Below are 23813 nucleotides of genomic sequence, written 5' to 3'. Positions count from 1 at the left end.
GCGCAATGGCTGGGTGCCGATGCGGAACACACGATCATTTTTTGCTTCTACCACCTGAGGTTTCTCAAGCTTATGGATACACTGGAGAACATCAAACAGCAGATTGCTGACAACGCCATCCTGCTTTACATGAAAGGTAGCCCTAACGCCCCCCAGTGCGGCTTTTCCATGCGTGCTTCCCAGGCGATGATGGCCTGCGGTAAGCGCTTTGCTTATGTGGATATCCTATCTAACCCGGATATTCGTGCCGAATTGCCGAAATATGCCAACTGGCCGACTTTCCCTCAGCTGTGGGTAAAAGGAGAGTTGATTGGTGGCTGTGACATCATTATGGAGATGTACGAGAACGGCGAGCTGAAAACCTTGATTGATGAGGCGTCAGCGGAGGGCGAAGGCGAAGGTTAACTTTCGCTTTTGTTCCAATGTTTCTGTCTGGCGAAAGCGACAGTGCATTGTGAGAAAAAAAACCGCAGCGGAAACTGCGGTTTTTTTATGCCTGTGAGAAGACTTTAATTACTTGCCTGAGTGGCCGGCTGCAGTTTCCATTTGAGTTTGCAGGTAGTTTTGAATGCCAACTTTGTCGATCAACTCCAGTTGGGTTTCCAACCAATCTACGTGCTCTTCCTCAGACTCAAGGATTTTTTCCAGTAGCTCGCGGCTGCCATAATCGCGTACTGATTCGCAGTAAGCGATAGCTTCACGTAAATCGGGAATGGCTTTGGATTCGATTTTTAAATCACACTTGAGCATTTCCTCGGTGTTTTCACCGATTAGTAATTTACCCAGGTGCTGTAGATTCGGAATACCCTCCAGGAAAAGAATACGCTCGATCAGCCAATCGGCGTGTTTCATTTCATCGATGGATTCGTGGTATTCCTGCTTGCCAAGCTCTTTTAACCCCCAGTTGTCGTACATGCGAGCATGCAGAAAGTACTGGTTGATTGCCACAAGCTCATTGCCGAGCACTTTGTTTAAATGTTCGATAACCTTGGGATCGCCCTTCATAGCTTTTGCTCCTGTGGCCCTGCGAGCTCAATATGGCCAGCAGAGAATTCCTAATTGTTAGTCGCTGATAAGTAGAAATAAAAAGTTACTAAATAGGTTTAGTCACTAAAGTCTGCGGCTGACCGTTTTCCCACATATTATTTTAGGGTGGCAACTGCAATCCGGGCCGAGTTTGCGTTGCGATTTGCGGCAAGTCAAGGAAAAATATTTGTTGAAGAATGCAGGAAAAACAAGGGTTTAAACATTAATTTAGCAGAAAATCGCAACGAAAATGATTCCTGTTTAGGTTGCATATGTGGGAGATACTTAGTTGCAGATATAAATAAAGGTTGATTAAGGCGATAGGCCAATTAGAAAAGAAATGCGATTTTCAGGAAAGTGTAATTCGATAAATAGTAAAATATGCAGCGTAATTTATAAGGGGGCAAACTAGGTAGAGGCGCTCGGACCTGGTATTAACTTTTGCCTTAATGTTAATTGATCCCGAATTAATCCGTATGCTAGAAGAAGGGCTTAAGGCGGCATGGCCAGTGCGCGGGCTTGGTGTAATAGAGCGCAGTAGAATATGGAATTCAAATATTCGAATGTCAGGGCTGCTTTCACAGGCAGGAGTGTAAAGTTGAGAGAAGTTCCTACCAACTTATCGTGAAGTGACATTATTCACTAGGATGAGATCACTGACCGGTGGGGGTGAGTAGGGCAATAAGTAAAATACGTATATATAGATTGATTAACTTTTTACTGCAGGGCTATATCAGTGTAATTGCTACTCTATAGGTACCCAGTAGCACTAACTGCCTGAGATTGTGCTTGTATCCTGCTACGAAGGTGCCAGAATTTTTCTCTTATACCGTAGAGCCCATACCGCTAATGCTGTCCCCAGTCGTTAATTTCAGGTTGTTATCGTTTTGATCATAGAGGGCGAAATCAACCGGTTTTAAGTACCTATAGAATTAATGGCAATACTAAGCAGTTTTCCTCTCCCACAGGAGATAATCTATGCGTCGAGCCTAAATGCAAAGCGTGCCGAGCACCTGTGATAAAAATGTGATGATTCGGTGATCAATATTGGATATTTCCCCCTTAGCTTAAAGGAGGCTGTTTGGCCCTTTACTTATAAAAGCTCAGATTTTGGGGATAGCTATGAAAATAAAATCCATTCTCGGCACCTTGGCATTGGCCGCTATGGCGACGGGAGTTCAGGCACAAACCACTTCAGTAGTCGTTACGAATCTTACCCACGGCATCTATTTCACACCGCTGCTGGTTTCAGCCCATGTTGATGAGTTTCATCTGTTTGAAGTTGGCTCCGGTGCGAGCCCAGAACTGCAGATGATGGCCGAAGGCGGAGATATCAGCGGCCTTGCTGCCGCTGCCAGCGCAATGGGGGCAGTCAATATGGAAACAATGGGATTACTGGCTCCTGGCAGCAGCGTAGATATTGAGGCGTTTGACACCGGCAGTAATGGGTTTTTGTCTATCACCGCCATGTTGCTGCCAACTAATGATGGTTTTGTTGGGCTCGATGCCTGGGAAATTCCTACTGAACCCGGTAGCTATACCCTATATCTCAATGCCTATGATGCCGGCACCGAGGCTAACAATGAGTTAGTTGTTGAGGGCAGCGGTGCACCCTTTGTTGCAGGTATTCCAGCCAGCCCTGATGGTAATGGTGGTGTCGGAGGTACTGGTGTCACCTCAGAAGAAGTTAACCAACTGATTCATATTCACCGTGGCAACGTTGGTGATACCGACCCGGATGCTGGTAACAGCGATCTGGATGCGCGCATTCACCGCTGGCTTAACCCAGTAGCCAAGGTTGTTGTAACGGTTCAGTAAGTAAGCCAACGGGAGAAATCATTATGAATAAAACCAAGTTGGGCTCCTTACTGTTGCCTCTGGCCATCACGGCCTTGCTGGTCGGCTGTAGCAATGATAATAACAGCCGCTCCAACGCGACAGATAATCCTGCACCGGCCCCTGACCCCGTTACTATGGGGTTTGAGATAACAGTAACCAATTTAACCCACAATCAGCCGCTGTCGCCGGTGGCAATAGTGGCCCACGATAGTGCCTTGCATGGCTGGGTCGTTGGTGAGCCCTCCAGTGCTGGTCTCGAGTTGCTCGCTGAAGGTGGTGACAATAGCGAATTCAGGATGGAACTGGAGGATTCCGGCGGTTTCGCTTCAATGAGTGCGGAAGCACCGCTTGGTCCCGGTGCCAGTGAAAGCCTCAGCCTGGAATTTGCTGAACAAGAAGAGGTGCTGCTGACGATTGCCACCATGCTGGTCAATACCAATGATGCGTTTAGCGGTATTACTCGAATTGATGTGTCATCCCTGGCGGTGGGTGATTCTTTACAGCGCCTGGCTCCGATATATGATGCGGGTACTGAATTCAATAGCGAGCTGGTGGGTACTATCCCAGGCCCCGCCGATGGTGGTGAGGGTTTTAACGTAGAGCGGGAGGATGTGAATTTTGTTTCACGTCACCCTGGGGTTGTCAGTCGGGCAGATGGTTATGCTGAATCGACTTTGGATCAGTCTCATCGCTTTGATCAAACAGCCATGCTTCTGAGTATTACCCGAATAGAGTAACAATTACGCTGCTGGTGCGACAAATAGCCTGAGACCCGAGTACAACTCCTCCTCTGGGGGAGTTGCCAGGGGAAGAAGGCCAGAAATGGTGGGGCACGCATGAACAAGCGTATTCTGATAATCGAGGATGATCACGACATACTCCAATTGTTGTGCATGCATCTGGAGAGCTTAGGTTATTCGGTAACCGCCTGTGATAACGGTGAGCAGGGGCTGATGAGAGCCTTAAACCAGAAATTCAATTTGTTGCTGTTGGACCTGACGTTGCCGGGCCTGGATGGGGTGGAGATTTGCCGTCGCCTGCGTGATGTCGGTAGCGCCCTTCCAATTCTGATGCTCACCGCACGTAACTCTGAACTGGATCGGGTATTAGGGTTAGAGATGGGTGCCGATGACTACCTATCTAAACCGTTCGGTATGCGTGAGATGCAGGCACGGGTAAAAGCCTTATTGCGTCGCTCTGAATTCAATGCCCAAGTAAGTAGCAGAAACAACCAAATGATCACCTGTGGTCGCTTGCATATCGACTGTAGCAGGCGGCTCGTAAAGCTGGACTTACAGCCACTGGAATTAACTGCGCGGGAATTTGACCTTCTCTATTATCTCGCAAGTCACCCTGGTCGAGTGTTTCGGCGAACGCAAATTCTGGATGCAGTTTGGGGCTATCAACACAGTGGTTATGAGCATACCGTGAATTCCCATATCAATCGCCTGCGCAACAAGTTAGAGCAAAATCCTTCACAACCGGAATATGTACTGACAGTCTGGGGAGTGGGCTACAAATTCAATGATGCCATTATTGCGTGATGCTTTTTATCGCCGCCTGATCCTGTTGCTGCTTTGTAGTTTCATAGTTGTGGGGGTGTTTTTCTTGTTGCTTATGGGCTGTGTAGTTGCAGCCTACCAGAGTGAAGTAGCGCAAAACCTACACCGGGATTTAGCTCGACATCTGGCAGAGCAAAATGCACTTTTTGTCGATGGTCAGCCAGATAAAGAAGGTCTTTATCACCTATTTCACGACCTCATGGTATTGGGGCCAAACTTTGAATTCTACCTGTTGAGCCCTGAAGGCGAAGTCCTTGCTTATTCCGCCGAGCCGGCAAAGATCAAGCGTCAATTTATTGACCTTGACCCTATTCGGGTATTTCTAGATAGATCGACGGGTATTCAGCGAACAATTTACGGCCCAGACCCTCGTGATAGTGAGCGCCTAAAAGTATTTTCCGCAGCTCCAGTAGAGCGGGATGGCCAACTGCTAGGTTACATGTATGTCATTATTGGCAGTGAGCTATTTGACGATGTGGTTCAGGGAGTTTGGCAAAATCATCTGCTGCGCTGGGTGGCAGCGGTTTTTTTAGGATGCCTGATACTCAGCTTGATTGCCTCCCTATGGGTGTTTGCACTGCTTACCCGTCCTCTGCGAAAGCTCACTAGAGATATGCAGCATTTTCGCGCTGCCGGCCTGCAAGGGGATTTGCCATCAACCCCCTGGAATACTGAAGAGAATGACTTGGTTCAACGCCTTGGAAGTGCTTTCAATGAATTGTCTACATCGTTAAAGCAGCAGTATCAGAGTATAAAGACCATCGATGAAATGCGTCGTGAATTACTGACCCATATTTCTCATGACCTGCGTACACCGCTCTCATCGTTACAAGGGTACCTGGAAACCTGGCTGATCCGGCGCGAAGAGCTAAACCCGGATGACAGCCGGCATTATGTGGAAACGGCTTATCGCAGTAGTAAGAAAGTGAATCGGCTAGTGGAGCAACTGTTTGAATTGGCATGCCTGGAAAGTGCTGATGTGCCGATGAAGATAGAGCGGGTTGTACTGGCTGAATTAATTCAGGACGTACTGCAAAAATTTACTATAAAAGCGCTCGAGCAGGGTGTGCACGCAGCGGTAATACCACAGGATTCAAGTATCGTCGTCTATGGTGATATTGAAAAGCTGGAACGGGTTTTCTCCAACCTGGTAGAAAATGCCCTGCGTCACTGTGGCTCGGGTGATGAGATTATCGTGCAGCTGCGGCCACACGGTGACCAGGTCTCAGTGAGTGTGAAGGATAGTGGCATGGGGATTCCCGTTGATGACCTGCCTAATATCTTCGACGCACACTATCGGGCTGCTAATAGCAAGAAAAGCAGCCGTGGGCTGGGAGGACTTGGGCTTGCAATCACCAAAAGACTGTTGGCTTTGCATCGAGCCGATATTTACGTGCGTAGCAGGGAAAACTTTGGCACCGCTTTTGAATTTCAGCTGCACCGCCGTTGGGGCGCGCCATGCGGTCATATGGAAGAGTCGGACCGAGCCAAAGAGTATTGAGCGCAGATTGAGAGAGAAGAAGTGGAGTGGCGATCGCCAAGGGGGCGATCGCAGGTCGAAAGAAGAAATCAGTTGGCGGAGTAAAACAATCCGTTGTTGGCAGAGTTAATCATTCCTCCGCTCATGGTCTCGTCGATGATCTCTTTGGTCTGTTCTGCACAGCGACCACACTGAGAGGAGACACCCAGTTGGCGCCTCAACGCCTTAACTGAAGTGGAGCCATCATAGACTGCCTCTTTGATTTGGCGGTCGGTTATACCTTTACAGATACATACATACATCGTTGTGGGCTCTGGTCGATTTCTGTTCAATATTAGACTTATGTAAATCCTATTGCAATTGAGAATGAGTGTCAATAAGATTTCAGAAAGAGTGTAATTTAGTCACTTTGATCTTTTTTTACTCCTGCTGATGGGTATTCCTTCCCTTTTGTGGTTCAGTTCACGCATAGCCATTCTGCTATCAGGCTGATTTAAAAAATTTATGGGCCTGTAATAGGTGGGTGTGTATCATAGCGCTCCACTATTAATCCCTATTCGATTTATAGCTGTTGCGTATAAATTGAACACTTCACTCTTTATCAACAACCCATCATTGGATTGAGGAGGTTTTCATGGCAGTTTTGGTAGGTAAGCCGGCTCCGGATTTCACCGCTGCAGCGGTATTGGGTAACGGCGAGATCGTCGATACTTTTAACCTGAAAGAAGCAATTGAAGGTAAGAAAGCAGTAGTTTTCTTCTACCCGCTGGACTTCACCTTCGTATGTCCTTCCGAGTTGATCGCTTTCGACCACCGTTTTGCTGAGTTCGAGAAGCGCGGCGTTGAAGTAATTGGTGTTTCCATCGACTCCCAGTTCTCTCATAACGCATGGCGTAACACCCCGGTAAATGACGGTGGTATTGGCCCGGTTAAGTACACCCTGGTTGCTGATGTTAAGCACGAAATCTGCCAGGCGTACGACGTAGAAGCAGATGCTGGCGTTGCTTTCCGTGGTTCTTTCCTGATTGACGAGGAAGGTATGGTTCGTCACCAGGTAGTCAATGACCTGCCGCTGGGCCGTAATGTTGACGAGATGCTGCGCATGGTTGACGCTCTGGCGTTCCACCAGGAGCACGGCGAAGTTTGCCCCGCTGGTTGGCAGGAAGGTGACAAGGGTATGAACGCTTCTCCGGAAGGTGTAGCGGCTTACCTGAGCGAGAACGCCGAAAAGCTTTAAGCTTAGGGCCCTCGCTGTGGGGGTATCCCCACAACGAAAAAACCGCCGAGAGGCGGTTTTTTCGTTTATATAAGTGCCATTGTATTGCTTTATGGAACTGGCATAGGTGTCCGCGCGGAGTCTGAGATTAGCGACTAGAATTCTGCAGTCAGTCCTGCGTGGCGCCTAAATAGAGTTTTTGCCCGTTGGCTGCTAGTCTTATCTGCAAGTACCGGATTGCTTTGGCGGCTCGATTTGCGTATGAGACCTGCAATTCTTTCAAATATCGTCTACCACCTACGTGCCGGGAAGGCGCGTATTTTTCTCTCGGCACTACTTCTGTGCGGGCTGTCCCTGCCTGCGCGGGCAGTGGATATTGACGCCAGGGCCAAGGCATTTGACCGCTACTTTCGCCAGATGATGGCGGGTAAGTCAATTCCTGGGGGCGCTTACGTTATTGTCGATGGAAACCGCGTGGTCGCCATGGATACCTATGGCGTGCGGATCAGGGGTAAGGCCGGCAAAGTGGATAACGACACTGTGTTCCGCCTGGCTTCTGTCTCAAAAACCTTTGCGGCGAGCATGGCCACCATTTTGGAGCACGAAAAACGCTTCAATTGGAGTGACAAGGTAGTCAACTATGTGCCGGATCTGAGCTTCAAAACGTCAACCCTATCGCGGCAATTACAGGTAGAGCATTTGCTCAGCCACTCTTCCGGCCTGACTCCCAATGCGTACGACAATTATCTTGAGGACAACAAGCCGCTCAGTAAGATATTGCCGAAATTTGCCAATATTGATCCGCGCTGTACCCCGGGAAAATGTTACGGCTACCAGAATGTGCTATTCAGCCTGATTGAAGATGTGATTTTCGAAGCAACGGGTGTGTCTTTTGCCAGCCAGCTTAAACAGCGCATCTTTGTACCGCTGAAAATGCAGAATGCCTCGGTGGGCTGGGAGAGCTTTATGGCCTCTGATAACCGCGCTGCGCCCCATGTACAAACCGGCAGTGGCTGGCGCCCGGTTAAGGTAGAGAAAGAGTATTACTTTGCCGCTCCGGCAGCTGGCGTTAACGCCAGCATCTCCGATATGGCCCAATGGCTGAAGGCCCAAATGGGATATTACCCAAAAGTGCTGTCCCCAGAGATGATTGAGGATATGACCACCGAACGGGTCGCTACTCAGCGCCATATGCGCCACCGTATCTGGCGGGACTACCTGTCTCATGCCGGCTACGGCCTGGGCTGGCGTCTGTATACCATCGGTGATGACCGTATTATTTATCACGGGGGTTGGGTAGCTGGTTTCCGCGCTGCGGTGGCCTATTCAGAGAAGTTGAAGATTGGTATCGCTATCCTGATGAATGCGGAGTCTCGTGTAATCTCCGATCTCACCGCCAATTTCGTGATCGATATTACCGGCAAAGGCAACTCTGCCACAGTAAAAACCAGCGGAGATCGTTAATCTCCGCTGGAGGACCTCTTATCCCTCCCCTTGAAACCTGCCAGAAGGGCCTCATATCTGCTCCCTGTTCCGATTGACGTGTATGGGGAGACTTACTAGATGACCGTTGAGGCCCAAAAAGAGAGCCATGGATTCCAGACGGAAGCCAAGCAGCTACTGCACCTGATGATCCACTCGCTCTACTCCAACAAGGAGATTTTCCTGCGCGAGCTGGTATCCAATGCTTCTGACGCCGCTGACAAGTTGCGTTTTGAATCGCTGTCCAAGCCCGATTTACTGGGCGAAGATGCAGACCTGCGCATTCGCATTGAGTTTGACAAGGAAGAGGGCACGCTCACCATTACCGATAACGGTATTGGTATGAGCCGCGATGAAGTAATCGAAAACCTCGGCACCATCGCCCGCTCTGGCACCTCTGCATTTATGCAGCAGCTGACCGGAGACCAGAAAAAAGATGCGCACCTGATCGGCCAGTTCGGTGTGGGCTTCTACTCAGCATTTATCGTCGCTGACAAAGTCGACGTATTCACCCGTCGCGCCGGTTTGAATGCTGACCAGGGCGTGCATTGGGAGTGCCACGGTGAAGCGGAATACTCCGTGGAAACCGTTGAATGGCCCCAGCGTGGCACCCGAGTGGTTCTGCACCTGAAAGAGGAAGCGAAGGAGTTTGCCGATAACTGGCGCCTGCGCTCCATCATTAAAAAGTACTCCGATCACATCGCCATTCCGGTGGAAATGCTGAAAGAGGAAATGCCGGCTGCGGAGGAAGGTGAAGAGCCGAAAGAAGAGAAAGCGCCAGAGTTTGAAGCGGTAAACGCTGCCCAGGCCCTGTGGACCCGCCCGCGCTCCGAAGTGAAGTCCGAGGAGTACAAGGAGTTCTACAAGCATATCTCTCACGACTTTGATGACCCTTTAACCTGGAGCCACAACCGCGTAGAGGGCAAACTGGATTACACCAGCCTGCTTTACATTCCTGCGCGCGCACCGTTCGATCTGTACCAGCGCGATGCCGCTCGTGGCCTCAAGCTGTATGTACAGCGCACCTTTATCATGGACGATGCCGAGCAGTTCCTGCCGCTGTACCTGCGCTTTGTGAAAGGTGTTCTGGATTCCAACGACCTGCCGCTGAATGTATCCCGTGAAATCCTGCAGAAAGATCGCAATACCGATGCGATCAAGAGCGCGCTAACCAAGCGTGTACTGGATATGCTGGACAAGCTGGCGAAGAAAGATGGCGATGAGTATCAGAAATTCTGGGAGCTGTTCGGCAATGTACTGAAAGAAGGCCCAGCTGAAGATTTCTCCAACAAAGAGAAAATCGCCAAGCTGTTGCGCTTCGCCAGCACCCACACCGATACCGAGAAGCAGGATCAATCCCTGGAAGAATATGTAGGTCGCATGAAGGATGGCCAGAAGGCGATCTACTATGTGTGTGCCGACAATTTCGCTACAGCCAAATCCAGCCCCTACCTGGAAGTATTCCGCAAGAAAGGTATCGAGGTACTGCTGCTCACTGACCAGGTGGATGAGTGGTTCGTGGGCCATATGAACGAATTCGACGGCAAGCAGTTCCAAGATGTCGCCAAAGGTGCGCTGGATCTGGGTGAAGCCGAGAGCGATGAAGACAAGGCCGAACGCGAAAAAGTCGAGAAAGAGTCCGGTGCTCTGGTTGAGCGGGTACAGGACGTTCTGGAAGGCCGCGTTGAGTCCGTACGCGCTACTACACGTCTGGTGGATTCTCCGGCGTGCCTGGTAGTGAGCGATCAGGATATGGGCCCGCAGATGCGTCGTATCCTGGAACAAGCCGGCCAGGCCCTGCCAGATGCCAAGCCGATCTTTGAAATCAATCCGTCCCACCCGCTGGTGCAGCGTCTGGATCAGGAAGCGGATGAAGATCGCTTTGCGGATCTCACCAATATCCTGATGGACCAGGCTAACCTGGCGGCAGGTAACCAGTTGGCGGATCCGGCAGATTATGTGCGCCGCCTGAATACGCTTCTGCTGGAAATGCACGGCTAAGTAACCATGGCTTACGGGCTCGCCCTGTAAGTCCCGCGCGCTAAAATCTGCAACGCGCCAGCGCGCTTTTGATGTACGGCCCCTGCGTAACCAACCCACCAGTTTATTGGATGGGTGGTTAAGCAGAGGGCCGTTTTCTGTTTTTTCCGTGTTGTTTTGCAAATTTACGAACAAATTCCCGTAAATTGAACCCTTTGGGCTTGGAGGGTCATACCTCTATAATCCCAGGCCACGAGAGAAGCTTTATCGGTATCACTATGCAAAAGGAAACTTCCAACCCCCTCTCCATAGCCGTATTGGGCGGCGGCAGTTTCGGGACCGCAATTGCCAATATCGTAGCGGGGAATGGTCACGACACCCGCCAGTGGATGCGGGATTCGGAGAGCGCGGAAGCTTGCCGGGAAACTCGGGAGAACAGTAAGTACCTACCTGGTGTAGCTTTACACCCGGAGCTTTGTATTAGCAGCGACTTGCACGAAGCTGTGCAAGGCTGTGACATTGTGTTTGTAGCAATTCCCAGTAAATCTTTCCGCGAGGTGGTACGCCGCGTAGCGCCGCTACTGAAGCCGGGCACCATGCTGATCTCCACTACCAAGGGTATTGAGCACGATCACTTCCAATTAATGAGCGATATCCTGCGCGAGGAAACGACTGGCATGCGTGTAGGTGTGCTGAGCGGGCCTAATTTCGCAAAGGAAATTGTCGCGGGCCACTACACAGCTACAGTAGTTGCCAGTGAAGATGAGGCCCTGTGCAAAGATATCCAATCAGCCCTGCATTCGGAAACCTTTCGGGTTTATTCCAGTAATGATGTGTTCGGAGTAGAGCTGGCCGGTGCCCTGAAAAATATTTACGCGATAGTAACCGGCATGGCCGCAGCACTGGACCGCGGGCAAAACACCATTAGCCTTTTAATAACCCGCTCCCTTGCCGAAATGATGCGCTTTGCCGAGGCGATGGGCGCAGATCCCATGACATTTATCGGTCTAGCCGGTGTTGGCGACTTAATTTTGACTTGCTCTTCCGATCTCAGCCGCAATTATCGCGTGGGTTATTTGGTAGGTAAGGGCAAACCCCTGGATCGTGCTGTCGCAGAAATCGGTCAGGTGGCCGAGGGCGTAAACACTGTTCGCCTGATAAAAAAGAAAGCTGATGAAATGGGCGTCTACATGCCCTTGGTTTCCGCGATTCACGCCATATTATTTGAAGAGCGACCGATCCCAGAGGTAATTCGTAATTTAATGTCGGGCGCACAAACGTTTGATGTGGCCTACTCGGCCAAGCCTTGATGGAAGCCTCTTATGAAAAATGATGAATTGAAGCGCAACCTGACCTCCGGTAATCAATGGGTGCGACTGATCTATATGGTGCTGTTTGGCATCTGTTTGCAGATTGCCGGCTGGGTACTGTTGGCTGTGGTGGTGCTGCAGTTCCTGTTTTCGATTATCGGCGGTAAGTCTAACGATAACTTGCGTCGTTTTGGCGATCAGCTCGCCTCGTATATCTACCAGGCTGTACAGTTTTTGATTTACAACTCAGACGAGAAGCCCTTCCCCTTTGCGGAGTGGCCGGAATCCGATGTAGAAGATCTCTCCGGTTATGAAGGAGCTGAAGAAGTCTCTGCGGAGGTGGTCGCTACAGAGGAAAAAGCTGAACCGGTCAAGAAAGCGGAATCAAAAAAAGAGGAAGAGGCTGAGGATGCCATTATTCTCGGTAGTGATGAACCTGCCGATGATAAAAAGCCTGAGCTGGTAGAAGAGGGTGCTGATGAGCCGCCGGCCTCTTTTGCTGAAAAGAAAGGCGAATCTGACGAGCGCGGCGAGAAAAACTAGCTACCTGCTCAGCTCTAATTGAGGCTATGTCAATGCAATTGTTTATCCTGCGCCATGGCAAGGCCGAGCCGATGCTTGGCAATGATGCCGCTCGCTCCCTGACGGAACGTGGGCGCAAGCAAGTGGCGCAGGTATGCAAAAAACGCTCAAAAGAGTTATCGGCTGTGCACGCTATTTGGGCCAGTCCTTTTGTTCGAACCCAGCAAACAGCTGATATTGTCTCCGCTCATTTGGGCCTGCCCGTTGTTACCGAGCCACTACTAATCGGGGATAGCAATCCCCAACAGTTGCTTGACCTTTTGCAGGAGCAGGATAACTTCCCCATTCTATTGGTTAGCCACCAGCCGTTGGTTGGCAGCCTGCTCAATGGCCTTTGCGGTAGCGGTAATGAGTATCCCATGGGTACTTCAAGCCTTGCCTGTGTGAGTGCTGAAGTTTGGGCCAATGGCTGTGCTGAGCTTGATTGGCTGCAACACGCAGAGTAGGCGCCATTTAATCTTCCTCCCATGCTTGCACCTAAATCACTAGCTCGCTGGTGCCAAGTGTCATTGCAGTTATGACAGAGCAGTAGCACCATCTTGTCTTATCAAAACCAGTTACCCAGTGGAATTACCGCTTATGAAGCAAAGCGTCGCCAGCGAAATCACCCTCGAGTTTGAGAGTAAAACTATTGCTGCACGGCAGTGGGGTGACCCCTCTGGTGAACCAGTTTTGGCCTTGCATGGCTGGCTGGATAACTGTGCCAGTTTTAATCGACTTGCCCCCCTGCTTGAAGGAATTAACCTGGTTGCCATGGACATGGCTGGGCATGGCCGCAGCTACCATCGTTCTCCTCATGCCAATTACAACATCTGGGAGGAGGCTGAGGATATTATCGGTGCCTCGGAGGCTCTAGGTTGGCGAAACTTTTCCCTGCTCGCTCACTCACGAGGAGCCATTGCGAGCGTGATTACCGCCGGGGCTTTTCCCAACAGGGTAAAGCGCCTCGCATTGATTGATGGCTTGGTGCCCCCGGCCACAAAGGATGAGGAATCGCCGGATATCCTTGCCAGGGCCATCGCCCAGCGCGCTCGTTACAGGCACCGCAAGGCAAAGGTATACCCGACCTTTGAGGGAGCCGTGGAAGCTCGTATGAATGGCCTCTTCCCACTTTCTGAATGGGCTGCACGGGTTTTGGCTGAGCGTGGAACTCGCCCCTTGGACGGTGGTTTTACCTGGAGTAATGATCCCCAGCTGATGGCGGCTTCCACCGCGAAGCTCAATGAAGTGCAGATTCGGGCCTTTCTTTCACGGCTCAGTATGCCGGTACGCCTGGTTCTGGCGGAGGGGGGGATTACAAATATGATTAAGAAGCTGCGCCCAATTCTGGCTGATTATGACAATATTGAAGTGCGGGAGCTGCCTGGCAGTCACCATTTGCATATGGAGGACGGAGCCGAGGGCATTGCGGAGTGGTTTGGGCCTTTCTTGCGCGGCGAGGCCGACTAATGAGCTAGAAGGGCACGCGCTTTGAATAGCAGCTGGGGTCCATTTCCCGCACTTCTACCGAGACCGCAGGCACGCCATCGGCGAATTGGCACAGGCAATTGAACACTGCCGAGCTCAGTGCTTCTCGCTCCCTGGAGCTGCGGCCTTCCAATAGCCGGATTTCGGCATGGATAAAGCTGCTGCCATTATCGCCGGCGATAAATTGCTCGTAAGCCTTGGCACGGGTCTTGATGTTGTGCGATGCAAATAGCCCGGAGCGGTTCATTGCCTCCTGTGCGGAGCTGACCAGGGCGGCAACGGAAATCCTGTCTTCCAGATTCTTCGCATACTCTATGATCAGGTGGGGCATAGCAATTCACTCCGTGAACATTGGCGGCTCTTTTTGAGCCGCTCTGTGCTGGTGAGTCGACCCTGTTACTGGCGGAGCAGGGAGAGGAACTCGTTGCGCGTAGCCTGGTTACTGCGGAAAGTACCGAGCATTGCCGAAGTCTTCATCACAGAGTTCTGTTTTTCCACTCCGCGCATCATCATGCACATGTGTTTGGCTTCGATGATAACACCGACACCGGCAGCACCAGTGACGTTTAGCAGGGTCTCGGCGATCTCGACAGTAAGCTGCTCCTGGATCTGCAGGCGGCGCGCAAACATGTCGACAATTCGTGCTACCTTGGACAGGCCAACAACCTTGCCATTGGGAATATAGGCTACGTGGGCGCGGCCGATAAATGGCAACAGGTGGTGCTCACACAGGGAATAGAGTTCGATATCCTTAACGAGCACCATCTCACTGCAGTCGGAGGGGAAGAGTGCATCGTTGACCACGTCTTCGACGGTCTGTCTGTAGCCGCGGGTCAGGTATTCCATGGCCTTGGCGGCGCGCTCAGGGGTGTCCTTGAGTCCTGGGCGTTGCGGATCTTCGCCGATTGCTTCAATAATTCGCGCGTAGTGTTCGTTCATGCTGCTCTTTCCAACATCTCAGCCCGAAGGGCGGGTGCGCTACCCTAAGCGTTTGTAACCCGAGAGTAAAGATCCGCGCGGACCCAGAGGCCTGTTGACACCAGTTTGATAGCCAGTGCCAGGGGCCATTTTTTGTTCGGGAAGGCAGATGGAGTGAGGCCTAGTTACTCTATTTAAACGACTGATAAAGTAGTTGGGTGGATAAATAGCCTAGGTCCATTGGGTACAGCTATAGAATTGCCACAACAGAGGCCATCCAATGAGTGACAATAGGCCCTGATGAGATACATAGTTAAGGATAGATTCGATGATAGAAAGGCGTGAATCCAGCCTGCACGAGCTGACCACGGTTTTGGACTACATTCGCTGGGGCACCAGCAGATTCCATGAGGCTGGTCTTTGGTATGGTCATGGCACCGATAACGCCTGGGATGAGGCGGTATTGCTTGTCACCCACGCGCTGCACCTGCCACCTTATAGTAAGCCGGAGATATTGCAGGCACGCCTGACGATGGAGGAGCGTCGCGATGTGCTCACTATCCTGGAGCGACGCTTTACCGAGCGGGTACCAGCTGCCTATTTGACCCATGAAGCGCACTTCTGCGATATGACTTTCTATGTGGATGATCGGGTGCTGGTACCTCGATCGCCTATTGGGGAGATGATACGGCACAACTTCCAGCCCTGGCTCAAGGTAGAGCCCTTGGCGATTTTGGATCTTTGTTGCGGAAGTGGCTGTATCGGAATTGCCTGCGCAGAAGCTTTCCCTGAAGCGCGGGTCGACCTGAGCGATATCTCTGAGGGTGCCATAGAAGTTGCGCAAATTAACATTAATCGCCACAACTTGAATGAGCGCGTGCGCGCTGTACAGTCGGACCTTTTCGCCGGCCTGAAGGGGTTCAGCTATGAACTGATTGTCTGTAACCCGCCCTATGTAGATGCTCGTGACCTGGCAGAAATGCCAGAAGAATTCCGCGCAGAGCCAGAAATCGCCCTGGGTTCAGGAGAGGACGGTTTGGATTTTACCCGTCGCCTGTTGCGAGAGGCTGCCAACCATCTGCAGCCAGAGGGCTTGCTGGTTTGTGAAGTGGGCAATAGCTGGGAGGCATTGGAGCAAGCTTTCCCCGAGGTACCCTTTATGTGGCCTGAGTTTGAGGATGGAGGCCACGGTGTCTTTGTCATCAGCCGCGAAGAACTGCTCGCTTACCAACCTTACTTCGAAAAAGAGTAATTTCTTTTGCCAACCCGGCAATCTACATTGCCGGGTTTGTTATTGGAGCCAGATGCGCGGAGCAATTGTGCTTTTTGTTCTTGGCCGCGTGCTGGGCCCCGGGGTTCCTTTATAATGTGCGGCTTCACTTGAGGCCAACTCCTGTTTAACCACCTACTAGCTGGAAAAGTCGTCTATGTCGGGCAATACCTTTGGCAAGTTGTTTTGTGTCACCACCTTTGGCGAAAGCCATGGGCCCGCCCTGGGCTGTATTGTTGATGGCTGCCCTCCGGGCCTGGAGATTAGCGAAGAGGAGATTCAGTTAGAGCTGGATCGCCGCAAGCCCGGTACTTCCCGTTATACCACCCAGCGCCGCGAGCCCGACCAGGTAAAAATACTCTCCGGTGTTTTCGAGGGGAAAACCACCGGCACGCCCATTGGCCTATTAATTGAAAATACCGATCAGCGCTCCAAGGACTACAGTAATATCGCCGAGCAGGTAAGACCGGCCCATGCCGATTTCACCTACTGGCAGAAATACGGCATTCGTGATTACCGTGGGGGTGGCCGTTCTTCCGCCAGGGAAACTGCTATGCGGGTTGCCGCCGGGGCCATCGCCAAAAAATGGCTGAAGCAAAAATACGGCATTGAAGTGCGAGGCTACCTCTCTCAACTGGGCCCGATTAAGGTACAAAAACTGGATTGGGAGCAAGTGGAACTTAATCCCTTTTTCTGCCCGGATGCAGAGCGAGTTCCTGAAATGGAAGCCTATATGCAAGACCTGATCAAAGAGGGAAATTCCATTGGTGCGCGCATCTCAGTGCACGCCAGCGGTGTACCAGCTGGCTTGGGTGAGCCTATTTTTGACCGCCTGGATGCAGACCTTGCCCACGGCCTGATGAGTATTAATGCGGTAAAAGGCGTGGAAATTGGAGCGGGCTTTGACTGCGTGGAGCAGAAAGGCACCGAGCACCGGGATGAAATCACCCCAGAGGATGGCTTCCTATCGAATAATGCTGGTGGCGTGCTAGGGGGCATTTCCAGTGGTCAGGATATAATTGCCCATATCGCTCTAAAACCAACTTCTAGCCTGCGTATTCCAGGGCGCAGTGTCGACCGGTCTGGCAACCCTATTAAAGTAGTTACCAAGGGCCGCCACGATCCCTGTGTGGGAATACGTGCGACACCTATTGCGGAAGCCATGATGGCTCTTACACTTATCGACCATGCCCTGCGCCATCGCGCACAAAATGGTGATGTAACACCTGGGTAGTTCGAGCGCTCCTGATCTTTAGCTATAGGGATACCGCAAGAGCCGGTATCCAGTGCCTTAGCCGTTAACATACAGTAAAGAAATTAAGGAGCCTCTAATTTAACCCAAGGCCCCATTAAAATAGTTAGCTCCGGTCTCCTTAATTTTATTAATACTACGAAGGCGGTCTGAGGGGCTTAATACGCCTTTGTTACCATGATTCACTACATGGGTGTCAATTTCAGTAGTGTTAATGTCAGAGTGCCCCAATAATTCCTGGATAGTGCGTAAATCGTAACCAGCTTTGAGTAAATGTGTGGCAAAGCTATGCCGGAATGCGTGGCAGCGTGCCGGTTTGTTGATTCCCGCCTTTCTCACAGCACTATTTACCTGGCGCGTCAATGTGGATGAGTGTATATGGTGTCTTCGGTATATGCCTGAACGGGGACATTTACTGATAGTGTTAGCAGGAAACAGGTATTGCCAAGCAAGTTGTTTGGCGGCTCTGGGGTATTTGCGATCGAGTGCATCCGGCAGATAAACTAAACCGTAGCCGGTCAGTAAATCCTGCTGATGAAGAAGAGATACATATTTAACTTGACGTTGTAGATCTTGGATTATTCCCTGTGGAAGAAGGGTAGTTCGATCCTTATTTCCTTTTCCACCGCGGACAAAAATATTATTGCTACCAAAGTCCACATCTTTTATTCGGAGAGATAGTAATTCGGCACTACGAAGCCCTGAGCCATACATCAGCTCAATCTGTAATCTGAAGACCCGCTGTAAATGACTAAGAACCGTAGCCACTTCTTCACGACTGTAAACAACAGGCAGCCGCCGTTGCCTCTTGGCAATCGTAAAATCCAAGTCTGGGATGTCCTTACCTAAGAACTGCTTGTAGAGATAAGCAATAGCATTCAATGCCACTCTTTGAGCATTGGATGCGCAGAGATCATGAGCAGCGAGATGGGTAAGGAAAGTCTCAACTTCAGCCGGCCCCATACCGGCAGGATGCTTCAATCGATTAAAGTGAATAAACCGCTTTATCCAATGCGTGTAAGTTTGCTCTGTTCGGTACGATAGTCCCTGCTTGCGAATATGCTGACGCAAGATATCCATAAAACGTTCTGGTTTAGGGGGGTAGCTTAGGGCGAATATCATCCATGATAATTTCTTTTATCTGTTTTTATATACAGTATTTGGTGTTTTTCTGGATTGTCAATACCTAAGATCAAAAGCAGCTGCACATATCCACAGTAATATGAGCGTTAACTTATTGATTTTGAATGATTTACATCTGTGATCAAAAGCAACAAAATAACAAAATATGATGCAGCTGCAATATATCCACTTGAGTATTACTATGTCATTGACGCCCAACTCCTTGATTTATAAATATCTTTCCTGGCTTTGGTAATTTCTTATCTTGGGATATATTGTCAAATGATATAATGCAGCTGCTTTTGAATACACTGTTAGGCATCAGCGATGATTGAAGATTGGAGTGAATTGATAGAAATTTTTGGAGAGAATGATGGTTCTCTACCCGATATTGAAATAGCCAATCTTACGGCTGAGGAAGTAATTCTAGGATATGAGATTCTAAGAAATCACGCGGGATGCATATCTTCGGAAAATACTTATTATTGGTCTGTATCGAAGCAATGTGAGGTTCCGATCTCATTAGAAGATAACCCTTCGGAACTGGTTGTGTCCAGTGAAGCTGAACCTTTTCATCTTTGTTTCGGAAATGTAAAAAGTCCGAGCGGCAAAGAGCTACCGGAACTTGGCTTGTTCGTGTTCTCTAACAGCCTCGCGCTAGATTATCGCATGGGGCCGGAATGGAATCAGGATGCAATAGAAGGTTTGTTTGAATTGATATCGGCCATCACAAAGAAATCACAGAACTTCGAAATTGAGCACAAGACGAACATAAACGACCATGATGGTTCAATTTTTAAATCGCATTGGGCAGCGTACCAAAATGCCTAACAAGGCAAGGCAGGCGGATGCGCTTACAGCGCACCGCTGCTTGCAACGTTATGTGCCAATAAGAAGGAGTCAAGTTGAACTGGATTAGAATATTAAAATTTTCGATATTACTATTTATTTCGCTTACTACACTTTCAACTTGTATAAGCTATTTTTGGGGAATCTCTGCTTTAGAATATGGAAAATCCAAGGAGTTCTTTTTATTAAGCTATGGTGCATCTAGTCTTTTATCTATCGTAATATTGAGTATTTTAGCTAAGAAACAGGAAGATTTTACGTTTCTTCATTGTACTATTACTTGTGTCATTTGTTGGTTATTTAGCACTGCTACTTTGGCAATTTTATTAGAAACAATCTATTACCCTAAAACATGGATAATCGATGCCCCAATAACAATTGTAGAAATATCAATTGCTACATTAATTGGAGTAATGATTAGAAGAGTAAATTCATTAAGGCTGACTCAAGGTGCAAACACATAACCAGCACAGGCATGTTCGCCCTTCGGGCTGGACCTCCGCAAACTGTCACTTTTCTTGCTTCGCAAAAAAAGCGCCATTTTGCTACGGCCCATGCTATGGGCGTTAGGTGTCAGAGTTAGTATGAAGAAAATATCAGGATCAACATTCTATTTTAAGAAGTTTTTTCTAAGCATATGGTTTGGGTTTCTTGCTTTCTTTCTAGTTACGTCTTTGGCAGCCGGAGCAGCCAAGGAGTCCATAATGTTCTTAGCTGTACCAGTTTTCATGGCTGTCTTTGGCTTTTTCTTCTTCAAAAAGTTACTCTGGGATCTAGCTGATGAGGTCTATGACGAGGGTGAATGATTGCTCTTCCGTAAAGGAGGGAAAGAGCAAAGAGTCTTGCTCAAAGATATCATTAATATTAGTTACGCCCAGATGAATTCACCGGAAAGGGTTGTGTTACAAGTTCGTTCAGATGGCGCTATCGGCAAGGAGCTTGCGTTTAACCTTCCAATGAGGTTTATCCCATTATCTAAAAACCCCGTTATCACTGAGTTAATCGAGAGAGTCGATCGTGCTAGAAACACCTAACAAATTGCTGCAATTCGTTACGGGCCTACGGCCATCCACCGGACGCGCAAACCGCGCGCGCCGTTGAGCAAAGCGTTATGCGCTTTAGGAGAGTTTCGTGAGATACATCGATGTTGATTGGATTCAAGATTCTGAAGATTATCCATATCGATTAGTATCAGAAATCGCAGATGATAATTTCGAAACACGTAAGCTAGAGTTTTTCAGAGATGGAAGTATAGGTTACGCATCTGACAAAGGATCAACAAAAGATACAGAGCTAGGTATTTGTGAAGTGCCAAGCTTAGATGTAATAAACTCACAAGATGAACTCTCTGGCCAATCAATAACCAGAGACGAGTTCGAAACATTGTGGCAAAAGTATGTGCGTGGCATCGCATAACAAGCCAAGGCTGTCGGACGCTTCGCGCCTCAGCTTGGGGCGTTAAATGTACAAAGAGCTATGACAGAACGATTTGACGAGTTGATGGGGCTAGTTGATCCAATAATTGATAAGTATTTGGGGGCTGGATCAGAGAGTCTAAATGAGCATGAGCTAGTGATGGTTTGCGTATGGATGTTGGAAGCGGAAGTGAATAACGGAGGGTTTAATCAGTTCTTTTGGAATTCCGCTGGAGATATCTCCATCGAAACTGTTGCGTCTTTGCATAAAATTGGTGCGTCAAAAACGGCTAGCATTGTCGAAGCGGCGAATGCTAATTTTGGTGAGATGGGTCCACCTAAAGACCGAGAAGTTCGTCAACAGGAACTTGAGGCGCTTGAGGAAAGTGGAGTTCTAAAATTAGATTCACTAGATTCTGATTTTTATAAATATCCTAACGACTTGGAAGAGTTGATGTACGCGTATGCAAAAAACAACAATCTCCTGTAAAACATTTAACAAAGCTAGGCAAGTTCGCGCTGGACCTCGTCGCTTAGGCTCCTCAGCCCTTGCTAGTGACGTTAAGGGGCAGAATGAACAATATCATAAAAAACGTATTTTTCTTAGGTGTGACTCTATTAGCTGGACTAGTTTCGTGGGTTTGGGTCGAAATATCGAAAAGTAACGAATTGATCGCAATAGCGAATGATCCTATAGCGTCTGCTAACCGTGGTTTTGAAGAGGCCCTTAGTGACTATCGTCAGGATCACAAGCAATTTGTTGAAGTTTACATTCCCGGCGAAGGGTACAAAGTCCCAGGGATTTCGGAGTTGGCTCTCAAGGGTAGCCTACAGGATTTTGCGCCCAATACTTTCCTTATTTGTGGCACCGGGCTCCACTATAAAAATTTTGCGCTAGACATAGGCAGCCATGAATACAATAAATACTTTGCTCAGGCATACAATGCGAAGCTACTGGAGCTATTAGCCAGTGAGCGCCCTTAACAAAGCCGGGCAATTTGCTCTGGGCCTGCGGCCCTCTGCGGGATAGCTTACCTTGTGCACATTTTGCGCAAAAATGGGAGCACAGCGACCTGCGCAAAATGTGCACAAGGTAAGCTGCCCCTGCCGGAGGCGTTATGAATAAAAACTATGTCTAATCTCAAAGACCGCCGATGGCGTCGTAAAGGCCTCGATAGAAAAATCGAGACTCCTTCATGGGGGGAGCTTGCTTTTGGGAAAAAGCTTTTCAATTTGCGGCATATGTTACTAGCTGTATTTACTAGTGGCTTCATATCTTTTGCAATGCTATACCAGCTTATAACCTATGGGCATTGGGAGGCCAAAGGAGCAAAAGTAGATGGTGCTGTGGGCTATGGTATTGCCTTTTTCCTTCTAGTAATTTTCATAGCCCTACTTATTGCAACTATTAAAGACTGGCGGAGAGGCTAATGCATAACAAAAAGCAGCACGATTGCCCACGAAATATGTGGGCTGGACGGCCTACGCTTTGCTTCGGCCGCCCGTGTGCTAGGCGTTAGTGGTAAGCAAGAATGAGATTTCAGTGCCCACATTGCAAAAATTTTGGAGTCAATGCTTTTTCAAAGATTGGGGCGCATTCACTTGGTCCTGCACGATGTTCAAGCTGCTGTTACCACAGCGTTGAGCCAACACAGTGGCAAAAAGCAAAAAAGGCTTTGTGGGCAATAACTGGCCTATCTGCGTTTATTTCAGTGTTTATGGTAAGTGTACTACCGCTTCTTATCTGTTTTTCCGCGAGCGTTATACTCTCTCTATTCACACTATTTACGGTAAAGCTTCAACCAATTACAAACGCAGAAGTACACAATGGCCAGCTAAAGTTTTTAGTCGTGGTGCTCGCAGTGTTAGGGTTAGCGATTTACGGATACATCTTACAGTGATTGCCACTAACAAGCGCAAGCAGGTTGCTCCGGCCCTTGGGGCCTCCGCGGGACGCCCAACGCAGTGCAAATTTTGTGCAGGTCGCTGCGCTCCCAGTTTCACACAAAATGTGCACAGCATTGGTCGCCCCTGTTGCGGGCGTTATGTGAAATAAGTATGAAGCGACTTTTAGTAATATTTCTATTGATTTCATCCTCATCCGCTTTCGCGGAAACACTGATTACACCAACCTACGAAATCGAAATAGGATCATGCCCAGAAGGCCGTGTAAGTTGTAGCTCTGTAAAGTTTAAGGTAAAAAATTTGGTGTCAGACTCGGTTTCAAATTTCACCGGAGAAACAATGCACTCCTTATGCAAAGATGGAGTTACACCCTGCCAATTTCAGGGCTATCAGTTCACTGGGGATAAAGGGCATTTCATCATCTATTCCGATGGCATATTGGAAATAAACGAGGAATCCGGCCAAGCCATATTGGTCGAGGAAGGCAAGTGGTCATACTAAAGTCACATAACAAGCGGCTGTTGTCGCCCCTTCGGGGTTGGGACTGCCTTTCCGCTGCTTCGCAGCTCCAAGCCAGCTCCAAAGCCGGGCGTTAAGCGACTAGGATATTGATGAGCAAGGAAAATTTTGATTTACTCATTAACGCGGTAATGCAGGACAAGTCTCTAGCCGAAAAACTCATCTCGGAAGACCCGGAGATAGTACACGCTAAGAATGGGATTGGAGAGACTGTGCTTCATTATTTAGCAGTTGAAGATCATCTAGATGAAGTCGCATGGTTGTTAGCGCGTGGATCTGAAATCAATACGGCTAATGAATTTGGCAACAATCCTTTGTCTGAAGCTGCAAGCCTCGGTTATTATGAGCTGTGTGAATTTCTACTCAAGGAAAGTGCCAATCCTAGGCAGAAGACTCCAGATGGAGATACTGCTTTAAGTGAGGCTGCAATTAACAATGAGCATAACGTGGCAGAACTTTTACTAGGCTACGTTGAGCCAGCAGAGACTCTGCAGGACTACTTCTCTTATGTGGGGTATGAAGTATTGCTAGATAAAGAGAGTCAGTCAGCAAAACTTATTAACCTAAAAGGGTTAAAGTGGTGAGGCGCCTAACAAGTTTAGGCAATCGGAAAAATTAT

General features: G+C 49.1%; 28 protein-coding genes. 23 read left to right on the top strand and 5 right to left on the bottom strand.

All coding sequences use genetic code 11. The features are described from left to right. The first annotated feature begins 72 nt into the window (after nucleotides 1-72). Nucleotides 73-405 (top strand): Grx4 family monothiol glutaredoxin, encoded by a 333-nt coding sequence (gene grxD, locus ACJJJB_RS13595; protein WP_026305012.1) that lies wholly within the window; start codon nucleotides 73-75, stop codon nucleotides 403-405. A 108-nt stretch (nucleotides 406-513) separates the two neighbouring features. Here grxD and bfr read toward each other — a convergent pair whose 3' ends face one another. Then, nucleotides 514-1005 (bottom strand): bacterioferritin, encoded by a 492-nt coding sequence (bfr, locus tag ACJJJB_RS13590; RefSeq protein WP_020412720.1) that lies wholly within the window; start codon nucleotides 1003-1005, stop codon nucleotides 514-516. A 1143-nt stretch (nucleotides 1006-2148) separates the two neighbouring features. Here bfr and ACJJJB_RS13585 point away from each other — a divergent pair. The 4 genes from ACJJJB_RS13585 (at nucleotide 2149) to ACJJJB_RS13570 (ending at nucleotide 5928) form a co-directional block, all read left to right on the top strand. Then, on the top strand, nucleotides 2149-2844 hold the full coding sequence (locus tag ACJJJB_RS13585) for a spondin domain-containing protein (protein WP_020412721.1): 696 nt from the start codon (nucleotides 2149-2151) through the stop codon (nucleotides 2842-2844). Nucleotides 2845-2867: 23 nt separating this feature from the next. Continuing rightward, nucleotides 2868-3602: a spondin domain-containing protein gene (locus ACJJJB_RS13580; protein ID WP_020412722.1), complete on the top strand. Its 735-nt coding sequence runs from the start codon at nucleotides 2868-2870 to the stop codon at nucleotides 3600-3602. A gap of 99 nt (nucleotides 3603-3701) precedes the next feature. Further along, nucleotides 3702-4409, top strand: coding sequence for a response regulator transcription factor (locus ACJJJB_RS13575; RefSeq protein WP_282952718.1), 708 nt, complete (start codon nucleotides 3702-3704; stop codon nucleotides 4407-4409). Continuing rightward, nucleotides 4390-5928: a sensor histidine kinase gene (locus ACJJJB_RS13570; RefSeq protein WP_020412724.1), complete on the top strand. Its 1539-nt coding sequence runs from the start codon at nucleotides 4390-4392 to the stop codon at nucleotides 5926-5928. Before ACJJJB_RS13575 ends, ACJJJB_RS13570 begins: the two co-directional genes overlap by 20 nt. A gap of 68 nt (nucleotides 5929-5996) precedes the next feature. Here ACJJJB_RS13570 and ACJJJB_RS13565 read toward each other — a convergent pair whose 3' ends face one another. Next, on the bottom strand, nucleotides 5997-6239 hold the full coding sequence (locus tag ACJJJB_RS13565) for a bacterioferritin-associated ferredoxin (RefSeq protein WP_342664458.1): 243 nt from the start codon (nucleotides 6237-6239) through the stop codon (nucleotides 5997-5999). 302 nt (nucleotides 6240-6541) lie between these two features. Between ACJJJB_RS13565 and ACJJJB_RS13560 the strand changes: the two genes are divergently transcribed. The 7 genes from ACJJJB_RS13560 (at nucleotide 6542) to ACJJJB_RS13530 (ending at nucleotide 13926) form a co-directional block, all read left to right on the top strand. Then, entirely contained in the window at nucleotides 6542-7144 is a 603-nt protein-coding gene (locus tag ACJJJB_RS13560; RefSeq protein WP_282952720.1) for a peroxiredoxin, read from the top strand. A 240-nt stretch (nucleotides 7145-7384) separates the two neighbouring features. Beyond that, nucleotides 7385-8587, top strand: coding sequence for a serine hydrolase domain-containing protein (locus ACJJJB_RS13555; protein WP_020412727.1), 1203 nt, complete (start codon nucleotides 7385-7387; stop codon nucleotides 8585-8587). A gap of 99 nt (nucleotides 8588-8686) precedes the next feature. Beyond that, entirely contained in the window at nucleotides 8687-10606 is a 1920-nt protein-coding gene (gene htpG / locus ACJJJB_RS13550) for a molecular chaperone HtpG (RefSeq protein ID WP_020412728.1), read from the top strand. Nucleotides 10607-10863: 257 nt separating this feature from the next. Then, nucleotides 10864-11895 (top strand): NAD(P)H-dependent glycerol-3-phosphate dehydrogenase, encoded by a 1032-nt coding sequence (locus tag ACJJJB_RS13545; protein WP_026305013.1) that lies wholly within the window; start codon nucleotides 10864-10866, stop codon nucleotides 11893-11895. Nucleotides 11896-11907: 12 nt separating this feature from the next. After that, on the top strand, nucleotides 11908-12438 hold the full coding sequence (locus ACJJJB_RS13540; protein ID WP_282952721.1) for a DUF4389 domain-containing protein: 531 nt from the start codon (nucleotides 11908-11910) through the stop codon (nucleotides 12436-12438). A gap of 32 nt (nucleotides 12439-12470) precedes the next feature. Further along, complete coding sequence (sixA, locus tag ACJJJB_RS13535; RefSeq protein WP_445365046.1) at nucleotides 12471-12923, top strand: phosphohistidine phosphatase SixA; 453 nt, start codon at nucleotides 12471-12473, stop codon at nucleotides 12921-12923. Between the two features lie 133 nt (nucleotides 12924-13056). Continuing rightward, a complete protein-coding gene (locus tag ACJJJB_RS13530) occupies nucleotides 13057-13926 on the top strand; it encodes an alpha/beta fold hydrolase (protein WP_445365045.1) in 870 nt (289 codons plus the stop codon). 4 nt (nucleotides 13927-13930) lie between these two features. Here ACJJJB_RS13530 and ACJJJB_RS13525 read toward each other — a convergent pair whose 3' ends face one another. Together ACJJJB_RS13525 and folE are read right to left on the bottom strand one after the other, a co-directional pair. After that, the gene (locus ACJJJB_RS13525; RefSeq protein ID WP_020412733.1) at nucleotides 13931-14275 is read right to left on the bottom strand and encodes a 5-carboxymethyl-2-hydroxymuconate Delta-isomerase; all 345 of its coding nucleotides are present in this window, start codon (nucleotides 14273-14275) and stop codon (nucleotides 13931-13933) included. A gap of 65 nt (nucleotides 14276-14340) precedes the next feature. Beyond that, nucleotides 14341-14883, bottom strand: coding sequence for a GTP cyclohydrolase I FolE (gene folE, locus ACJJJB_RS13520; protein ID WP_020412734.1), 543 nt, complete (start codon nucleotides 14881-14883; stop codon nucleotides 14341-14343). A 307-nt stretch (nucleotides 14884-15190) separates the two neighbouring features. Here folE and prmB point away from each other — a divergent pair, with 307 nt between their 5' ends. Beyond that, nucleotides 15191-16114, top strand: coding sequence for a 50S ribosomal protein L3 N(5)-glutamine methyltransferase (prmB, locus tag ACJJJB_RS13515; RefSeq protein ID WP_353376082.1), 924 nt, complete (start codon nucleotides 15191-15193; stop codon nucleotides 16112-16114). 175 nt (nucleotides 16115-16289) lie between these two features. Continuing rightward, complete coding sequence (gene aroC, locus ACJJJB_RS13510; protein ID WP_445365044.1) at nucleotides 16290-17366, top strand: chorismate synthase; 1077 nt, start codon at nucleotides 16290-16292, stop codon at nucleotides 17364-17366. Between the two features lie 99 nt (nucleotides 17367-17465). On the opposite strand, the gene ACJJJB_RS13505 is transcribed toward aroC, so the two are convergent. Beyond that, nucleotides 17466-18464, bottom strand: a complete 999-nt coding sequence (locus ACJJJB_RS13505) for an integron integrase (protein ID WP_445365043.1) — start codon at nucleotides 18462-18464, stop codon at nucleotides 17466-17468. 369 nt (nucleotides 18465-18833) lie between these two features. On the opposite strand from ACJJJB_RS13505, the gene ACJJJB_RS13500 reads away from it, so the two are divergent. The 9 genes from ACJJJB_RS13500 to ACJJJB_RS13460 all read left to right on the top strand — a co-directional run bounded on the left by ACJJJB_RS13500 (nucleotide 18834) and on the right by ACJJJB_RS13460 (nucleotide 23778). Beyond that, nucleotides 18834-19337, top strand: a complete 504-nt coding sequence (locus ACJJJB_RS13500) for a hypothetical protein (protein WP_444946300.1) — start codon at nucleotides 18834-18836, stop codon at nucleotides 19335-19337. Nucleotides 19338-19411: 74 nt separating this feature from the next. Continuing rightward, the gene (locus ACJJJB_RS13495) at nucleotides 19412-19819 is read left to right on the top strand and encodes a hypothetical protein (RefSeq protein WP_157533421.1); all 408 of its coding nucleotides are present in this window, start codon (nucleotides 19412-19414) and stop codon (nucleotides 19817-19819) included. Between the two features lie 120 nt (nucleotides 19820-19939). Then, nucleotides 19940-20161 (top strand): hypothetical protein, encoded by a 222-nt coding sequence (locus ACJJJB_RS13490; protein ID WP_445365042.1) that lies wholly within the window; start codon nucleotides 19940-19942, stop codon nucleotides 20159-20161. Nucleotides 20162-20486: 325 nt separating this feature from the next. Then, nucleotides 20487-20771 (top strand): DUF6881 domain-containing protein, encoded by a 285-nt coding sequence (locus ACJJJB_RS13485; RefSeq protein ID WP_444946302.1) that lies wholly within the window; start codon nucleotides 20487-20489, stop codon nucleotides 20769-20771. Between the two features lie 60 nt (nucleotides 20772-20831). Beyond that, a complete protein-coding gene (locus ACJJJB_RS13480; RefSeq protein ID WP_445365041.1) occupies nucleotides 20832-21260 on the top strand; it encodes a DMP19 family protein in 429 nt (142 codons plus the stop codon). An 83-nt stretch (nucleotides 21261-21343) separates the two neighbouring features. Further along, nucleotides 21344-21754 (top strand): hypothetical protein, encoded by a 411-nt coding sequence (locus ACJJJB_RS13475; protein ID WP_444946303.1) that lies wholly within the window; start codon nucleotides 21344-21346, stop codon nucleotides 21752-21754. Between the two features lie 147 nt (nucleotides 21755-21901). Continuing rightward, the gene (locus ACJJJB_RS13470; protein WP_444946304.1) at nucleotides 21902-22201 is read left to right on the top strand and encodes a hypothetical protein; all 300 of its coding nucleotides are present in this window, start codon (nucleotides 21902-21904) and stop codon (nucleotides 22199-22201) included. 813 nt (nucleotides 22202-23014) lie between these two features. Beyond that, the gene (locus ACJJJB_RS13465) at nucleotides 23015-23176 is read left to right on the top strand and encodes a hypothetical protein (RefSeq protein WP_444946305.1); all 162 of its coding nucleotides are present in this window, start codon (nucleotides 23015-23017) and stop codon (nucleotides 23174-23176) included. 110 nt (nucleotides 23177-23286) lie between these two features. Further along, nucleotides 23287-23778 (top strand): ankyrin repeat domain-containing protein, encoded by a 492-nt coding sequence (locus tag ACJJJB_RS13460; RefSeq protein ID WP_444946306.1) that lies wholly within the window; start codon nucleotides 23287-23289, stop codon nucleotides 23776-23778. Nucleotides 23779-23813: the final 35 nt, after the last annotated feature.

Source organism: Microbulbifer variabilis (assembly GCF_052468405.1).
Note: the sequence above shows the minus strand (reverse complement) of the source record. Positions and strands in the feature narration are given on the sequence as shown.

What these genes read in the sequence shown, in the direction of transcription:
- grxD (WP_026305012.1), top strand. Translation starts at nt 73, where the DNA reads ATGGATACACTGGAGAACATCAAACAGCAGATTGCTGACAACGCCATC.
- bfr (WP_020412720.1), bottom strand. Translation starts at nt 1,005, where the DNA reads ATGAAGGGCGATCCCAAGGTTATCGAACATTTAAACAAAGTGCTCGGC.
- ACJJJB_RS13585 (WP_020412721.1), top strand. Translation starts at nt 2,149, where the DNA reads ATGAAAATAAAATCCATTCTCGGCACCTTGGCATTGGCCGCTATGGCG.
- ACJJJB_RS13580 (WP_020412722.1), top strand. Translation starts at nt 2,868, where the DNA reads ATGAATAAAACCAAGTTGGGCTCCTTACTGTTGCCTCTGGCCATCACG.
- ACJJJB_RS13575 (WP_282952718.1), top strand. Translation starts at nt 3,702, where the DNA reads ATGAACAAGCGTATTCTGATAATCGAGGATGATCACGACATACTCCAA.
- ACJJJB_RS13570 (WP_020412724.1), top strand. Translation starts at nt 4,390, where the DNA reads ATGATGCCATTATTGCGTGATGCTTTTTATCGCCGCCTGATCCTGTTG.
- ACJJJB_RS13560 (WP_282952720.1), top strand. Translation starts at nt 6,542, where the DNA reads ATGGCAGTTTTGGTAGGTAAGCCGGCTCCGGATTTCACCGCTGCAGCG.
- ACJJJB_RS13555 (WP_020412727.1), top strand. Translation starts at nt 7,385, where the DNA reads ATGAGACCTGCAATTCTTTCAAATATCGTCTACCACCTACGTGCCGGG.
- htpG (WP_020412728.1), top strand. Translation starts at nt 8,687, where the DNA reads ATGACCGTTGAGGCCCAAAAAGAGAGCCATGGATTCCAGACGGAAGCC.
- ACJJJB_RS13545 (WP_026305013.1), top strand. Translation starts at nt 10,864, where the DNA reads ATGCAAAAGGAAACTTCCAACCCCCTCTCCATAGCCGTATTGGGCGGC.
- ACJJJB_RS13540 (WP_282952721.1), top strand. Translation starts at nt 11,908, where the DNA reads ATGAAAAATGATGAATTGAAGCGCAACCTGACCTCCGGTAATCAATGG.
- sixA (WP_445365046.1), top strand. Translation starts at nt 12,471, where the DNA reads ATGCAATTGTTTATCCTGCGCCATGGCAAGGCCGAGCCGATGCTTGGC.
- ACJJJB_RS13530 (WP_445365045.1), top strand. Translation starts at nt 13,057, where the DNA reads ATGAAGCAAAGCGTCGCCAGCGAAATCACCCTCGAGTTTGAGAGTAAA.
- ACJJJB_RS13525 (WP_020412733.1), bottom strand. Translation starts at nt 14,275, where the DNA reads ATGCCCCACCTGATCATAGAGTATGCGAAGAATCTGGAAGACAGGATT.
- folE (WP_020412734.1), bottom strand. Translation starts at nt 14,883, where the DNA reads ATGAACGAACACTACGCGCGAATTATTGAAGCAATCGGCGAAGATCCG.
- prmB (WP_353376082.1), top strand. Translation starts at nt 15,191, where the DNA reads ATGATAGAAAGGCGTGAATCCAGCCTGCACGAGCTGACCACGGTTTTG.
- aroC (WP_445365044.1), top strand. Translation starts at nt 16,290, where the DNA reads ATGTCGGGCAATACCTTTGGCAAGTTGTTTTGTGTCACCACCTTTGGC.
- ACJJJB_RS13505 (WP_445365043.1), bottom strand. Translation starts at nt 18,464, where the DNA reads ATGGATATCTTGCGTCAGCATATTCGCAAGCAGGGACTATCGTACCGA.
- ACJJJB_RS13500 (WP_444946300.1), top strand. Translation starts at nt 18,834, where the DNA reads ATGATTGAAGATTGGAGTGAATTGATAGAAATTTTTGGAGAGAATGAT.
- ACJJJB_RS13490 (WP_445365042.1), top strand. Translation starts at nt 19,940, where the DNA reads ATGAAGAAAATATCAGGATCAACATTCTATTTTAAGAAGTTTTTTCTA.
- ACJJJB_RS13480 (WP_445365041.1), top strand. Translation starts at nt 20,832, where the DNA reads ATGACAGAACGATTTGACGAGTTGATGGGGCTAGTTGATCCAATAATT.
- ACJJJB_RS13475 (WP_444946303.1), top strand. Translation starts at nt 21,344, where the DNA reads ATGAACAATATCATAAAAAACGTATTTTTCTTAGGTGTGACTCTATTA.
- ACJJJB_RS13470 (WP_444946304.1), top strand. Translation starts at nt 21,902, where the DNA reads ATGTCTAATCTCAAAGACCGCCGATGGCGTCGTAAAGGCCTCGATAGA.
- ACJJJB_RS13465 (WP_444946305.1), top strand. Translation starts at nt 23,015, where the DNA reads ATGCACTCCTTATGCAAAGATGGAGTTACACCCTGCCAATTTCAGGGC.
- ACJJJB_RS13460 (WP_444946306.1), top strand. Translation starts at nt 23,287, where the DNA reads ATGAGCAAGGAAAATTTTGATTTACTCATTAACGCGGTAATGCAGGAC.